Genomic DNA, 15004 nt, shown 5'->3' on the forward strand with positions numbered 1-15004 from the left:
CTATTGTTCACCAAATCATTCACTCGCTATGATGCAAATGACTTTAAACAACGGTTTAATTAACTTTCAATTTTATCGAATTGACGATCTTTTAAACTCAGATTACCTCGCACAATATCGGAGAGCATTCGCCAATCTGAAATAAAACTATATAAAGGCTGTTTAAAGCTTGCTGGCTTATTCTTTTCAAATACAAAATGTCCAACCCATGCGCAAGCGTAGCCTGAAACTAATCCATAAATAAAATACTTAGGCTGACGCTGGCGAATAGCTTTGCTAAAAAAATAAATGCCAACACTACTTCCAACCGCATGCAAACGTCGGCTCATAATATTGCGATGTTCGGTGAGGTAAAAACGGTAAAATTCTGAATAATTTTTAATAGGCAGCTGAAATTGTCGCTCTGGAACTAAAGCTTGTTTTGGTTCGACTTGTGCATTCATCTTGATCTTCCTGATTCGTTTGTATTACTTATTAAGATCACAATAATGCAGTTTTCGGCTAAATAAAAGCCAATTTAATAATACTCATCTTAGAAAGTTAACAAAGTTCAAGCAAATTCCATATCGCTCATGTGCAGTTGATCGCGTGAATTGCGTTACAATACAAAAGCTCACAGATAAGACTGAGATAGAGAAAACATTTATCCCTTTGTTATTATTTATTATAATTTTTTATAAGCTGCATATAATTTTTAGGACTTAATCATGGTTGAAGTTGAATTAAAATTTCAGATTCCCGAAGCGCGACGTAATGCAATACTTAAAGCCATAGACCCGAAAAAATCTGAAATTATTCAATTACAAGCCAAATATTATGATACCGAAGATCGCCAACTGGCACAGCACGGCGTCGCTTTACGTCAACGCTTAGAAGGCACACAATGGGTTCAAACGCTAAAAGCTGCGGGTAAAAGTCATTTACATCGTTTTGAAGACAACCATGTACTCACTCCCACACCTCATGAGAGTGATATAGATGAAGATATAATAATATGGTCGCCCATACTTGATCTTGAAATTTATAGGCATAATTCCGAAGCACAAACTATTCTCAAAAATGCTTTAGGTGAAACTCAGCACCCTCTTCAACAACAATTTGAAACTGACATCCAACGTATCTGTCGTGTAATACAATTTGAAGATGCTGAAATTGAAATTAGTCTCGATATTGGGGAGGTTCGTACAGATTCAGCGCGCCAAGAAATTCATGAAGTTGAATTTGAACTTAAAACAGGTTCCGTGCAGTCTCTATTGGCATTTAGTTTTGAATGGGTTAAAAAATATCAACTCTGGTTAGATGTACGCAGTAAAGCTGAATTTGGTAATTTACTGGTAACTCATCAAAAAGTGAGTCCAGCAAAACGAGCGAAAGAGATTCAACTGAATAAAAAAGACTCTGCGGATCAAAATCTCAGACTACTCCTCGCTAACCAACTGCAACATCTATTACCGAACATTGCAGCCATATCTGCTCAAGTTGCAACGCCAGAACATATTCAACAAGCACAGACCGCTTTACATCATTTACATTTAAGCTTGTCTTTATTTAAAGATTGGACTGATACCAAAACCGATAAATGGGCACATCAACTTTCAGCATTTAAAAGCCATTTTGAAAACTTACAACATTTTGAACATATGCAACGTACTTTAGGTGCTTTATTACAGAATCCCAAAACTGCCGAAAGTCTAGATAAAGATATTTTGTATGCGCAAGAAAAACTGAACAATTTGGTGAAATCGACGCAAAATGTCCAACATTATTTAGAGTTATTGATGTTCAGTTTAGGTACTTCAGAAAAAACTCAACCGCATGATTTAAAATGGTTTGCGCAAAACACCTTACAAACACAATATAAACAGCTACAAGATAGTTTAACTAAAGCAGATCTTACCGATTTTGAAAGTTTAGATGAGCTTGCTACACACTTAAATGAATTAAAGTTTAGCTTCCCTATTCTCACCAGTATTTACGATGTTAAAAATCTGCAAAAATATAGTAAGTCGTTAAATGATGCTCAACAAGCTTCTGAACAATATCAAGTTTTAACCTCGTCCTCTTCTTACTTACAGCAAACTGATCTAGAAGCAAGTGATTGGTTTGCTTTAGGCTGGCTCACAGCAAAGCAGGAAGCCTATGCAGAAAAACTACTAGAAGCAACCGAACAGTTTTTAATCAGCCGTAAGTTTTTGAAGTAAATATAATCTCATTAGATCATTTCCTTTCGTTTTAATTAATTGGAAATGATCTAATGATTTCATATTAAATGCTGAACAAAAACAACTCAAAAACATTCTTAAAAAAGACTTGTATTTAATATCGACAGAATAACAATAGAAGTCGAGCTATAAAAAAATTAGGACATGTCACGATGTCAAAAATAGAATTAAAATTTCAAATTCCTGAAGATCAAATCGAATTACTGACTACAGCATTACAAAGAAAAAATGCTCAAAAAATACTGCTACACACAAAACATTATGATAGCGATGATTTTAAATTATTTCAGCGCGCCATTGTTTTAAAACAACGGCTTCAAAATCAAAATTGGCTGCAAAGCCTACAAAATCAGAATAAACATTCCGAGTTCAATACCCATTCGGAGCAACAAGATAATCCAACGTTAAATATGCAAGTTTATAAACACGATAAACATATAGATAAAAATATAAAAAAATTACTTAATTCACTGCAAAATGACTTAAAACTTCAATTTGAGATACAGACACAACGATGGGTCAGCATCTTTAACTTTCAAAATAGTAAAATTCAAGTCTGCTTAGATTGGGGCAAAATTTTATATAAATCTCAATTTAAAGCAATTTTTGAAATAAAATTTAAGCTCCAACAAGGTACGGTTCAAGACTTCATTTCTTTCATTTTGCCACGGATCAAACGTTATCATTTATGCGTAGATGCACAGTGCAAAACACAACAAGGATACTTACTCGCGCAAGGTGTAACTGAATATCCAATACAAAAGCAGTCTCCATTAATATTAAATCAAAACGATTCAAAAGCAGTTACTTTCAAGAAGATTATCCAGAATTGTTTAGACCATCTTTTACCCAATAGTACAGCAATTGCATCAGGGCACTTTAATAGTCAACATGTGCACCAAGCTCGTGTCGCTATCCGACGTTTACGCAGTGCATTCAGTATTTTCAGTGCTTGGTCTGAACACATCGATCCCTCTTGGGTAAAACAATTGGCTATTTTTTTTAGACAATTAGGTGCTACACGTGATTTGGATATTCTTTCAGAACAAATATTGCCAAAAATTTTAGCGGCAGGTGCACCTGAATTTAAGCAACCGCAATCTAGATTGGAAAATCCAGTGGCTCTGGATCAAAGTTTTCAGTCATTGGACTTTAGCAACCTGATTCTCTCTTTATTCCAATTTATACATCAGCCGACTATAAAGACATCACAAAAAAATATTCAAAAAGCATGTATTAAAAAGTTAAATCAACTGCATCGACACATTCAAATAGATGCACAAAAATTTTTAGAGTCCGATATCGATGCACGGCATCGTACGCGAAAACGCCTTAAACGCCTGTACTATGGTATTGATTTCATTGCCTCATTGTATAAAAGTACCGAGGTTAAATGCTATCTCAAAATTTTAAAGCCTACACAAGACGTGCTTGGGCAATATAATGATTTGATTGTTGCAGAATCAATTTTAAAAAATCGTGTTCATTCTGATCCCAAAATTTGGTTTGCATTGGGATGGCTTGCAGCAAATCAGCAGCAACTCTTGCAACAATCTGCACATGATCTACAAGCTTTTACAAAAGCACCCCCCTTTTGGATTCAGCATTAACGCTCTCACACTCAAAATTACGCAATTTTAGCGATTCTTTCCATACACTTTCCAAGTGCCGTTATCCGCCAATGCATCACTATAACTATCATTACGTTGTTTACGTGGCTTATCACGCGCATCAATCAGTTCAAAATGCTGCTCGGTACTTAAAACAATGCCATTTACATAGAACCGAGTTCGAGTATATTCGCTTTGTCCATGCTGAAAAACATAAGTCCGCAAATCAATAAACTCACGGTGGGCAACTAATGCAGCCGTATCATCACTCTCTAACCATACTGCCATTTTTGCAATCTGATCTGGCTCAAACTGACCGCACTTATCCAGTAAACTTGCAATTCCACGGAAGGTTTTAGATTCTTTGGCACGGGTTTTATTAATACGAATACGATCAACATGAAAGAAAAATAGCGGTAAATTTAGATGACTCGGTAAATGAATGGCATCTAAAGCCTCATCTTGCATAAAGGGTTGGAATAACTCTTGTGCCCGCTCAATTAAACTACTCCACTGTTGATGATATTCAGCAACTTGTTGTGTCGAACCATAATAAATAGGTAAGCCTTCGACATTCTGTAAATCTACAGCGGGCCAAATATTTTGACGAAGCAAAGCAATATCACTTTTTAAACTTTGAACTGCAATTGCATCTTGCATGCTATTTCCATATTTAATTGTACTTAGGCTATTTTAGATTAAGACAATGGTTCAGTTTCTGCAAGGCTTTGCCTATAATGTAGGGGTATTTTATTAGTGGAAAATGTCATGTCTCAAAAAATTGATGCAACTGATGTCACCGAAGAAGAAGCTTTAAATGCTGTTTTTTTTGAGCGTGCCGATGAATTTATTAAACAAGCAAATGATTTTTGTCGCCCACCCAAAGGTAAAAAAACAGATCCTGCCGAGTTACGTGGGCAAGTGAGTGCTGCAATGTTATTTGGGACAGCTCGCTTCAATACTTGGGTTGCAGCAAATACCTTTCAAACAGCTGAAGAAATGCGTGAAGCTAAGCAGCAAGTGACATCTTATGTTTTGCAGCAATTCCAAATGATGTTGGAAGATAATTACGACGAATATTGTGAACAGTTTGAAAATTATCTACGTTTTCGCAAAAACGAAGATTTTCATGCGCATAAGCATGACAAAAAAGATAGTCACAAGCATTAATTTGATGTACCAATAAGAAAAGCCCCGTAGGGCTTTTTTTATTATCAAAAGAGTTTAAAAAACTGCGTAGCGTACATTTATGTCTACTCGCTAACGACTGTAAAAACATAAATGTGTGGTTTTACAGTCAAATTATTATTCAAATGAATAACATCACTCTATGACTTAACTGATTGACCATATTGATCTGCCATAACTTCAACCAATTGATCAAGCTTAATATATTTTTTAATCACAGCATCTACATCCGCTTTTGTTAATTGTGCAAAATCTTGACTACGTTTTTTCCATGTCGAAAAATCTCGATTGCGCTCTAACTGAGGAACCAACATTCGATGAATAGCTCGTTCATCTTCTAGTGCCGTGACGCGTTTTTTCATAATATCAGCTTTGGCAGCTTCCAATTCTTGCTCAGTGACACCATTTTGCAATAAATCCATTAAGACTTTATGTACAGCCTGTGAGACCTGAGTGGATTTTCCCGCAGTATAATTTGCTTCAATACTAATCGCACCAGATTCACTCCAATCATCTAACTGTACTTGGCTGCCAAATCCATACACTAAAGCATTTTTTTCACGTAGTTCTTGACCTAAACGCGAAGACAGCTGTGAATTTCCCAGTATATTATCAAGTACAATTAAAGCGGGTGCATCTGCATGATAAGCACCAACAGGAATGGTCAGTATACTTTGGTAACTTCCAAATTCTCGCTGTTCAGATAAAGCATGTACTTTTTGGGCTTTATACTGTTCATACTCTGAAGATAATCGTTGGAATTTTTCCTGACCGCTCCACTGAGCAAACTCAGCATTTAATAATTTTTGCATAGCCTTAGCATCATACTGACCAGTAATGGCAATTTGTGCATGATTCATTGCAAAGAATTTTTTATATAAATCTTTAACTTGTGTATTCGTTGCCGCTTGAATTTGCTTCTTCGCCAATTCAGGCTCAAAGTGATAACGCAAATCACCAGGCGAATAAATTTCGATAAGTCGTGCAATGGTCAAAGCCGCAACTGTTTCTGGTTCAGTATAAGGACGATCCAAACTAGCAAGACTTTGCAACTTAATTAAATCAAACTGTGACTGTTCAAATTTAGGGTTTTTCATCACCGCTAAAATATATTTAAAGAATTCATCAAATTTTTCTTTTTTTGCCGAAATTTGAATACTCATACCATTGCCAGCGGCTGATGCTATTGCCATACCACCTGACTCAATCGATTTATCTGCAATGTCTTGCAAACTATATTGATCAGATGCACGTAATAACAAATAAGCCGTAAAATCTAAAATCTCAGCTTGATTAAATAATGATTCCGCTGTTCCAAAGTCAATATTAATGGTGACATAGGTTTTATCATCACGAGTTGATGTTGGGAACAAGGCATATTGCATGCCATTTTTAAGTTTCCCTCGTTGTATTTTCTTTTCTGTCTTAGCAATATATTGTTCTGATTTTTTCAGATATTCAGCAACCTCTATTTTATAAACGCTGGCATCCTTTAAAGGTTCAGATTTCGGTATTTGCTGATCCAAAATTTTTGATTTATCTGAATTTTTCTGTACTAACGCTTTTTTCTGATCTTCTGGTGTCGGTTGAATATCCCCTGAAATACGATGCTGTGGGATTAAAAAGGCATTTAAAGTAGAATTGGTTTGTGCAACGCTTAAATTTTGAATCGCTTGTTGGTCTTTAAAATACTGCGACCAATCACCATGCGAAGACACCACATAATCACTTAACATCGAGCCGACAGAAACAGCATTTGCTAATAATGTTTCCTGACCATTTTTAACTAAATTTTTAACGCGTTTAAGTTCAGTTGCATCGAAATTTTGATCTTTTTCGGTATTAGCAATCAGTGCAGTTTCAATTTTTTTTGCATCATGATTCGGAGCATAAATAGCCCCAAGGAATACGATATTAAAATCTTGATCAAACCATGTCGTTGATTGGACATAATTCGCAATACCTGTTTCAACCATGTCTTGATACAAATGCCCACTTGGTTGCATGGTATAAAGATAAGGAGCAAGTGCTAAAGCAGGTCGAATTTGTGGATTTTTTCCATTCATATAGATATTAAATTTAGCTAAATCACTGCCTTTTTTTACCATAAAATTACGGTCTTTAATTTTGGCAGAATCGAGCAATGGAACTTGTGTCTGTGTTGGAATCTGACGTGCAGCAATCGGGCTGAAATTTTTATCAATTTGTTTGAGAACATCAGCTTTATCAAATTTACCTGAAACTACCATCACTGCATTATTGGGTGCATACCATGCACGGTAAAATCGATTTAACTCATCCATTTTAATCGATTGTAATTCAGATAAATCTCCAATCGGTAACCGCCCTAAATATTGATTACCATAAGCCGATTTCCACATCTGATCCATCAATACCGCAAACGGTTGATCCATACGAACTTCACGTTCACGCATCACAATATTAATTTCAGAAGGAACAAATTTTTCTTGTAGTACTAATTTATCCATACGCTCTGCTTCAAGATAAATCACTTCATTCAAAGCATTCTTTTCAGGTCGAACAATATTAGTATATTTAGTCGAATAATAATCGGTACTAGCATTAGTCATTAGTGTATATTGATCTAAACGACGCTGAAACTCATCACCTTTTACATTCTGTGTGCCTTTAAAAGCCAAATGCTCGAGTAAATGTGCCAATCCACCCTTTCCTTGTGGATCGTTCAATGAACCAGTTAAATAGACTGTATTCACAAAAACTTTGCTCTCTTTATCATTCGGAGCAAGTAATATTCTAAAACCATTCTCCAATCTATATTCTTCAATATTCTGTTCAGATTTCACCAAAATAGTGTGCGCCATTGATGAAGCACTAATACCTATTAAGCACACCGAAAGCGTAAGCTTTTTCAACCGCATCAACATAGAGTTTTCCAGAATCTTCTAAGAAATTTTAAATTTTACAAACGGTTCATCTTATGAAAACTGTATATAATTAAATAGTAGAGTTTTGAAAAAAAGCCGTTTATTGCAACGGCTTTTTTATCATTTCACAATAAAGAGGATTTAAGTGACAATCTAAATTAAAGCATCAAAGCTTAATTTCTGCTTGCATATATAACTGTGCATAACCTGAAATTTCAATACGATCTGTAGATTGAATTTCACAAAACAACTCGCCACCTCGTGCAGAAGCCTGATATGCAAGTAACTTATGTTTCCCTAATTTTTCAGCCCAGAGCGGTGCTAAGCCCGTATGCATAGAGCCCGTCACAGGATCTTCATTAATTCCCTTCTGTGGTGCAAAGTACCGCGCGACATAGTCATAATTTTCAGAATGAGCTGTAATTACAAGATCTAAATTTTTATATTCAGCCGTAATCGCTGTACTCACGCCATGTGCATCAGCAATCGCTTTTATATTGACAAGATTCGGTTGTGCCGTGATCACATCTTGTTCGGATTCACATATTAAAATAAAGGCTTGTTGATTTACATAAACAGCTTTAATCGGTTTATCAATGACCTCATTTAATAGTTCTGGATATTCCAACACTTGAGATGCCCGACGAATTGGAAAATTCATTTGAATTTTTCCATCTTCAGCCTGTTGAATTATAAAGATACCTAAATTTTTAACATGAAACTGAATTTTCTTTGCTGAGGTATAATCTTTAAATAGAACAAATGCTGATGCTAAAGTTGCATGTCCACAAAAATCTACTTCAAGCAATGGAGTAAACCAACGGATTTCATAATTTGTAGCATCAATACGTTTTACAAAAGCTGTTTCTGCAAGATTATTTTCTAAGGCAATATTTTGCATCAACTCATCATTGAGCCACTCATCCAAAACCAATACTGCAGCTGGATTACCTTTAAATAATACTTGAGTGAAAGCATCAACTTGATACATTTTCATGATGAATATTCCTTAATTTTTAAGCATTTTATCGCATCATCAAAATGAATACAGATACAATCAATTTAAAAAAATAGGTACAGCTCATAAAAAAGGCATCTCCGAAGAAAATGCCTTTGAGGATAGTATTGTATTAATACTTAGCTATGCTTTAAGTCTTCAAAATCATCCGATTGCATAATCGCTTGGTCTGTTTGCCCCATCAACTGACTCGTGACCATACCCGCAGCCATTGAGCCATCCACATTTAAAGCCGTACGCCCCATATCAATTAATGGTTCAATTGAAATTAGCAAAGCGACTAAAGTCACTGGTAAGCCCATTATCGGAAGTACAATCAATGCAGCAAAAGTTGCACCACCACCTACACCTGCGACACCAATTGAACTCAACGTGACCACACACACCAATGTTAATATCCAGATTGGATCTAGTGGATTAATACCCACTGTAGGCGCAACCATTACCGCCAACATAGCGGGATATAAACCAGCACAACCATTTTGCCCAATGGTCGTCCCAAATGAAGCTGAAAAACTAGCAATCGATTCCGGAATCCCTAAGCGACGAGTCTGTGCTTCGATACTCAATGGAATGCTTGCGGCACTAGAGCGGCTGGTAAATGCAAAAGCCAGTACCGGTAGTACCTTTTTAAAGAAGCGAATTGGATTCACACCTGTTAACATCAATACCAAGGCATGTACAACAAACATAATCGCTATACCCAGGTAGGACGCAATTAGGAAGCCGCCTAAATTCGCAATATCTGCAGCTTTTGAACTCGCAACGACTTTCGTAATTAAGGCAAATACACCATAAGGTGTAAGTGTCATTACCAAACGAACCAGTTTCATCACCCATGCTTGTAAGGTATCTACTGCTGCAACGATTCGATGTCCTTTCTCAGCATTGTCTTTAATTAAGTTAATGCCCGCAATACCCAAGAAAGTTGCAAATATCACCACACTAATAATAGAGGTTGGATGCGCCCCAGTCAGTTCAGCAAATGGATTACTTGGAATAAATGATAAAACCAAATCAGGTACACTTAAATCAGTGACTTTCCCCATATAATCCGTTTGAATTGCATCTAAACGTGCAGTTTCTTGTGTTCCTTGAACTAAACCTGCGGCAGTTAATCCAAATAAATTGGTAACAAACACCCCGACCAAAGCGGCAATAAAAGTGGTAATGAGTAACGTCCCAATACTAAAAAAACTAATTTTGCCTAAAGATGAAGCATTATGGAGTTTAATCACGGCACTTAAAATTGAAACAAAAACCAATGGCATCACCACCATTTGTAAAAGTTTCACATAACCATTCCCAACCACATTAAACCATTGAATCGACTCATCTAAAACTGCGGTATTTGATCCATAAATCAGATGTAAGCCCAAACCAAAAATCACGCCTAAACTCAAACCAGCAAATACTTTTTTCGCAAGACTCCAATCTGTCTTACGCGTTTGCATGAGCAATACGATTAAGGCTATGAATATCACGATATTCAGGATTAATGGGTAGTTCATTGGTATTCCATAAGTTCAGTTATACAAATTATAAGGCAATCTCGATAAGCTAAACAGTCTTTATCATTTTTGTAGATATTGTTGCTCATTTTTCAACACCTTGTATCTACTTAAAAAACAAAGTTATATCTGCTTAATATATAAATCAGCTAAACTTTTTCTTAAAAATGCTAAAGCATCTGACTGGCTGATTGTTGCAGAGATTCAAATCAATACAGAATAATTAATCTATTCGATAGATAAAACTAACTTTTATTCAGCGATACTGAGCTTTATTGTTCTGTAGAAAAATGCAATCAGATGGATACAGCACAAATACTATAATTATAGACTTCCATAAATAATCTAATATAAATGATGAAATACGCTATATTTCAAGTTAACAATATCTAAAGTCTAAGCTGATTTACCTTGTTTTATTGAATGACTAGAATTATCGTTTATTTAATATTTGACCAAATAGTCAATGATATAAAGGGACAGGATGTTCTCGAATAAAGTAAAACTGAGTCTTTTTTTGTGCTTAAGTATGTGCTTAGGCATCGGCTTATTACGCTTTTCCTATACAGCTTTACTTCCATCAACACGTGAAGCATTTGGATGGTCAGCTAGTTTTGCCAGTATTTTAGGTAGCGCAAATTTATTGGGTTATTTAATTGGTGCTTTTTGGGCAATGCGTCTACCACAAAATAAAAGCATGCCCATTTATATTCAAGCGGCTGCAGTTGCGGGAACTATTAGTTTACTGAGTTGTGCTTTCGCAACTTTTCCTGAAATTTGGTATATCTTTTGGCGGATTATTTCTGGCATTAGTGGCGGTTTACTCATGATTTTAGCACCGAGCATTGTCGCGCAATGTTGCGAGTTAAAAGATCGTTTCACCATTAATTTTATTGGCTTTAGTGGCATTGGCATTGGGGTATTACTGGCTACCCTTTTTCTGCCGTATTTAGATCAAATCTCCACACAAACTGCTTGGATGATTCTATTCGGATTCGCGCTCAGCATTAGTGTTATTGTAAGTCTGTTACTGCAACAATTTAAACAACAGCTCACTCACTCGACTCGTCAAAATATTCAAGAAACACCACTGACAGGTTTATATTTTAGTTTATTAATTGTCTATGCCTGTAGTGCATTTGCTTATGTACCGCACTCACTTTTCTGGATTGATTATTTAACCAATACACTACATCTCAACTTATTTTGGATGAATGCGAATTGGATGCTCTATGGATTAGGCAGTGCTTTAGGTGCATTTACAGCATATTTACTTGCTAAAAAATTTGGAAATTTCATTGCACTCAAAATTCTATACAGTATTTATGTGCTTGCAATCTTTATTGCCATTGTTAGCAATACATTTATTTTAACGCTGACCTCCTCATTTTTTACTGGAATGTTAAATCCAGCTGTGGTCTTCCTAACCTCTTATACGATTTTACAGCTATATGGAACAGCCTATAAAAAACTCTGGAGTATCGCCACACTAAGTTTTGCAATGACACAATTAGTTGGGGGGCTAACTTTTAGTATGCTACAAAATTTTGGCATATCCTATCATCAACAGTTTTTACTGGCTTCATTGGTATTATTATTGGGAACATTGCAGTTGGTTTGGTATACATCGAAGGTTCAGAAAAAAACTACTCCTCATAAAGAGTAAATTGAAGCGTTTTTTGATTCTTTTTTAAAGTTTCATCCCATTGTTAACTCACTCATATATTAAGTTCATATTGAAGTGTCATTAGTCATTCTACTGCGCCAATAAAATCTGATAAAATTAATACTTAATTTTTACTTAAAAGTCGTCATGAAAAAACTAAACATAATCTTAGTATTCTTATCTATCATTCATATTTCAGGATGCTCACAAAATCAAAACAAGGTAAATGATAATAAAAGTAGTTCAGAATCGGCTATATCGAATACAATATTTACAATCAAAAATTCAGACGATGTGACTAAAGATTTTGCTGCTCTACAATCAATACCTGTTTTGGCTGAATCAGAAAACACTGATTTCCGCTATCAAATTATTGATGCTATGCATAATAAAGATTATAAAAAAGCTCATCTAATTCTAAATCAAATGAAAAACTTTACTCAAAAATACAATCAACAATTAGATCATCTTGATATTAAAAGTTCAGAAGTAAATAATCTAAGAGACTTATTAAAAGAATTTAACCAACTTGCTATCAAGGTAACCGAACACAGTATTCAAGAAAATATGGATAAAAATCAATCCAGTGCTCTTGAACAAAAAATGGAAGAAATTATGTTTAAAATAGATGCGCAAACAAAGTTAATTGAACAGAATATTTCAAAAAAAACCTGATTAATCATTTTACTTAGATTTATTACATGCTATTCGCTATGGTTTTGAATAGTGTTTAAGTTACAATTGTGCATCATTATTTAAGCATGCTTTGAAGATGATTTATATCGCACTTGCCATTATCGGTATTTTCTCTGGAATAATAAGTGGTGTAGTCGGAACTGGTTCATCCATTATTTTATTACCTATCTTAGCTTATATTTTTAGTGCGAAATTAGCCGTTCCTATCATGGCAATTGCATCAATCATGGGAAATATTTCTCGTGTAATTATTTGGCGTAAAGATCTAAATATTAAAGCATTTTTACTATTTACAAGTTTAGGTATTCCTGCAACTATTTTGGGTGCAAATACTCTTTGGATTCTACCCGCTCAACTATCTAATCTTTTTATTGGATTATTTTTCTTTTTACTCATTCCATTAAGACATTATGTAAAACAAAAAAACTTACATATTAAAAATTGGCAAATGGTTATTGCTGGTGGATTGCTTGGATTCATTACAGGAGTTGTTTTTTCAACTGGACCACTTTTATTACCTGTATTTAATGGATTTGGATTAACCAAAGGTGCTCTTTTAGCAACTGAAGCAGCTGCATCTTTTGCTATCTATTTTACTAAAAGCTTAACTTTTGGAGCTTTGGGTGTTTTACAGCAGAATATTTTATTTGCGGGTATTATGGTAGGATCTTCCTTAATTATCGGAAATTATATCGGTAAAGTGTTTGTGTTAAAGATGTCAGAAAAAATGTTTAATTTTTTACTGGATAGTATGTTAGTAATTGCTGGATTATCAATGATAGGCACTGCATTTTATAAATAAGATAAAATTAATTCATTTCTTGACGATGATCATAAATTAAAAGACACAAGCCAAACAGTAAAATTTTATTATTAAATAATAATTATTTGAAGTAAAAAGTCGCTATTATACTTGTATCGGTTTTTAAAAAACCAATCTAACCGTAGTATAATTAATAGCTTAATATTATGATTGTTTTTAAAGTTAGACAATCATAATACGATCAAAGAACATATCTAGGCTGTAGGCCAATTAGCCTTTACAATCCGATGATCTTTAACAGATGAACGCATTATATCGTCAAGTAATTGGCTAAGACGAGCTGCATGAGCAAAATCACTAACAGTACGTTTTCTTGTCAAAATATCTTCATAAAATGCATCATAAAGTCGAATCGTATTAAAGCTACGAGGCTTTTCTGGTACAACTAGTTTGAAGTGCTGTAATCGAAAAATGAAAATAAAGTCTTTTTAATAAGAGAAGAAAAATAGGAATTCAGATCAGATCAAGCGATAATCTGTATTCTTTCTGGAAATTAAAAATATCTTTTTACCACTCTAAATATGCCTTAAAAATGTCCAAATAAATCATAGCCTAAATATTGAACATATGGTAAATATTATAAAAAAGGGAGACTACATGAAAACTAAAACATATTTATATCTTTCAATGGGTATCCTACTTAATCAAACTGCTATGGCAGAAAGCTTTATAGAAACCTTTCAAGGTGCCCCAAAGCTAAATGTTAACTTATATGTATTCGCTGCAGATGTTAATGGTTCAATAAGTCAGGGCAATATTAATTATGATGTAGATCAGCCTTTTAAGGAAACGATAAAAGAATTAGATAGCTCATTTATGGCACATGCCGATCTTTCTAAAGGGAAATGGGGGCTTTTTGCAGATAAGCAAATTGTAAAAACCGCACAAAATAAGAATGCAATGAATCTACCGATTGCCTTAAATACAAAGTTAGATCAGAGTAGTTATGGCATTTATTACCAAGCTTATATTTCCCCTTATGTTACATCTAAAAGTCAGCCAAAGTTAATCATTGAACCAACTATCGGTGTGCACAATACTAAAGCTGAAGCAACCCTTGGTGTTTTGAATAAAACAGCAAAAATAGATACTTCATGGGATGAGTTTTTTTGGGGATCTCGATTTAAATATAATTTTGATTCGCCTTGGAATTTAGCTTCAGAAGTCACTTTTGGTGTAGAAAATACAATTTCTGCTCAAGCTTATTTAGGGTATCGAATTCCTATTATGAACCGGAATTTAAACTTAAGAGTTGGTTATCGGTATTTTGAACAAGATTATAAATCTAATCATTTCCAGTGGGATATTCAGCAACATGGGCCAGTTATAGGCATGAACTTACCAATTTTCTAAAAGGGTTAAAC

12 protein-coding genes are annotated in these 15004 nt (G+C 34.7%); 7 read left to right on the top strand and 5 right to left on the bottom strand.

Annotation, left to right across the window (positions count from 1 at the left end):
* Positions 1–59: 59 nt before the first annotated feature.
* Positions 60–443 (bottom strand): DUF962 domain-containing protein, encoded by a 384-nt coding sequence (locus B9T27_RS10065; protein ID WP_086206698.1) that lies wholly within the window; start codon positions 441–443, stop codon positions 60–62.
* Positions 444–707: 264 nt separating this feature from the next.
* On the opposite strand from B9T27_RS10065, the gene B9T27_RS10070 reads away from it, so the two are divergent.
* Complete coding sequence (locus B9T27_RS10070; protein WP_086206699.1) at positions 708–2201, top strand: inorganic triphosphatase; 1494 nt, start codon at positions 708–710, stop codon at positions 2199–2201.
* 173 nt (positions 2202–2374) lie between these two features.
* On the top strand, positions 2375–3832 hold the full coding sequence (locus B9T27_RS10075) for a CHAD domain-containing protein (RefSeq protein WP_086206700.1): 1458 nt from the start codon (positions 2375–2377) through the stop codon (positions 3830–3832).
* Between the two features lie 27 nt (positions 3833–3859).
* Here B9T27_RS10075 and B9T27_RS10080 read toward each other — a convergent pair whose 3' ends face one another.
* Entirely contained in the window at positions 3860–4492 is a 633-nt protein-coding gene (locus B9T27_RS10080; RefSeq protein WP_086206701.1) for a hypothetical protein, read from the bottom strand.
* A gap of 108 nt (positions 4493–4600) precedes the next feature.
* On the opposite strand from B9T27_RS10080, the gene B9T27_RS10085 reads away from it, so the two are divergent.
* Complete coding sequence (locus B9T27_RS10085) at positions 4601–5002, top strand: DUF3144 domain-containing protein (RefSeq protein WP_086206702.1); 402 nt, start codon at positions 4601–4603, stop codon at positions 5000–5002.
* A gap of 158 nt (positions 5003–5160) precedes the next feature.
* On the opposite strand, the gene B9T27_RS10090 is transcribed toward B9T27_RS10085, so the two are convergent.
* The 3 genes from B9T27_RS10090 to B9T27_RS10100 all read right to left on the bottom strand — a co-directional run bounded on the left by B9T27_RS10090 (position 5161) and on the right by B9T27_RS10100 (position 10455).
* A complete protein-coding gene (locus B9T27_RS10090; protein ID WP_086206703.1) occupies positions 5161–7926 on the bottom strand; it encodes a M16 family metallopeptidase in 2766 nt (921 codons plus the stop codon).
* Positions 7927–8092: 166 nt separating this feature from the next.
* Positions 8093–8923 (bottom strand): PhzF family phenazine biosynthesis protein, encoded by an 831-nt coding sequence (locus B9T27_RS10095; protein WP_086206704.1) that lies wholly within the window; start codon positions 8921–8923, stop codon positions 8093–8095.
* 140 nt (positions 8924–9063) lie between these two features.
* Entirely contained in the window at positions 9064–10455 is a 1392-nt protein-coding gene (locus tag B9T27_RS10100; protein WP_086206705.1) for an L-cystine transporter, read from the bottom strand.
* Between the two features lie 484 nt (positions 10456–10939).
* Between B9T27_RS10100 and B9T27_RS10105 the strand changes: the two genes are divergently transcribed.
* The 4 genes from B9T27_RS10105 (at position 10940) to B9T27_RS10120 (ending at position 14993) form a co-directional block, all read left to right on the top strand.
* Positions 10940–12121, top strand: a complete 1182-nt coding sequence (locus B9T27_RS10105; protein ID WP_086206706.1) for a YbfB/YjiJ family MFS transporter — start codon at positions 10940–10942, stop codon at positions 12119–12121.
* Positions 12122–12268: 147 nt separating this feature from the next.
* Positions 12269–12796, top strand: coding sequence for a hypothetical protein (locus B9T27_RS10110; protein WP_086206707.1), 528 nt, complete (start codon positions 12269–12271; stop codon positions 12794–12796).
* Between the two features lie 97 nt (positions 12797–12893).
* Positions 12894–13619 (top strand): sulfite exporter TauE/SafE family protein, encoded by a 726-nt coding sequence (locus B9T27_RS10115; protein WP_086206708.1) that lies wholly within the window; start codon positions 12894–12896, stop codon positions 13617–13619.
* 618 nt (positions 13620–14237) lie between these two features.
* Positions 14238–14993, top strand: coding sequence for a hypothetical protein (locus tag B9T27_RS10120; RefSeq protein ID WP_086206709.1), 756 nt, complete (start codon positions 14238–14240; stop codon positions 14991–14993).
* The last annotated feature ends 11 nt before the right edge of the window (positions 14994–15004 follow it).

Source organism: Acinetobacter sp. ANC 4648, from assembly GCF_002135345.1.
In the GTDB taxonomy this organism is placed as follows: Bacteria; Pseudomonadota; Gammaproteobacteria; order Pseudomonadales; family Moraxellaceae; genus Acinetobacter.

What these genes read in the sequence shown, in the direction of transcription:
- B9T27_RS10065 (WP_086206698.1), bottom strand. Translation starts at nt 443, where the DNA reads ATGAATGCACAAGTCGAACCAAAACAAGCTTTAGTTCCAGAGCGACAA.
- B9T27_RS10070 (WP_086206699.1), top strand. Translation starts at nt 708, where the DNA reads ATGGTTGAAGTTGAATTAAAATTTCAGATTCCCGAAGCGCGACGTAAT.
- B9T27_RS10075 (WP_086206700.1), top strand. Translation starts at nt 2,375, where the DNA reads ATGTCAAAAATAGAATTAAAATTTCAAATTCCTGAAGATCAAATCGAA.
- B9T27_RS10080 (WP_086206701.1), bottom strand. Translation starts at nt 4,492, where the DNA reads ATGCAAGATGCAATTGCAGTTCAAAGTTTAAAAAGTGATATTGCTTTG.
- B9T27_RS10085 (WP_086206702.1), top strand. Translation starts at nt 4,601, where the DNA reads ATGTCTCAAAAAATTGATGCAACTGATGTCACCGAAGAAGAAGCTTTA.
- B9T27_RS10090 (WP_086206703.1), bottom strand. Translation starts at nt 7,926, where the DNA reads ATGTTGATGCGGTTGAAAAAGCTTACGCTTTCGGTGTGCTTAATAGGT.
- B9T27_RS10095 (WP_086206704.1), bottom strand. Translation starts at nt 8,923, where the DNA reads ATGAAAATGTATCAAGTTGATGCTTTCACTCAAGTATTATTTAAAGGT.
- B9T27_RS10100 (WP_086206705.1), bottom strand. Translation starts at nt 10,455, where the DNA reads ATGAACTACCCATTAATCCTGAATATCGTGATATTCATAGCCTTAATC.
- B9T27_RS10105 (WP_086206706.1), top strand. Translation starts at nt 10,940, where the DNA reads ATGTTCTCGAATAAAGTAAAACTGAGTCTTTTTTTGTGCTTAAGTATG.
- B9T27_RS10110 (WP_086206707.1), top strand. Translation starts at nt 12,269, where the DNA reads ATGAAAAAACTAAACATAATCTTAGTATTCTTATCTATCATTCATATT.
- B9T27_RS10115 (WP_086206708.1), top strand. Translation starts at nt 12,894, where the DNA reads ATGATTTATATCGCACTTGCCATTATCGGTATTTTCTCTGGAATAATA.
- B9T27_RS10120 (WP_086206709.1), top strand. Translation starts at nt 14,238, where the DNA reads ATGAAAACTAAAACATATTTATATCTTTCAATGGGTATCCTACTTAAT.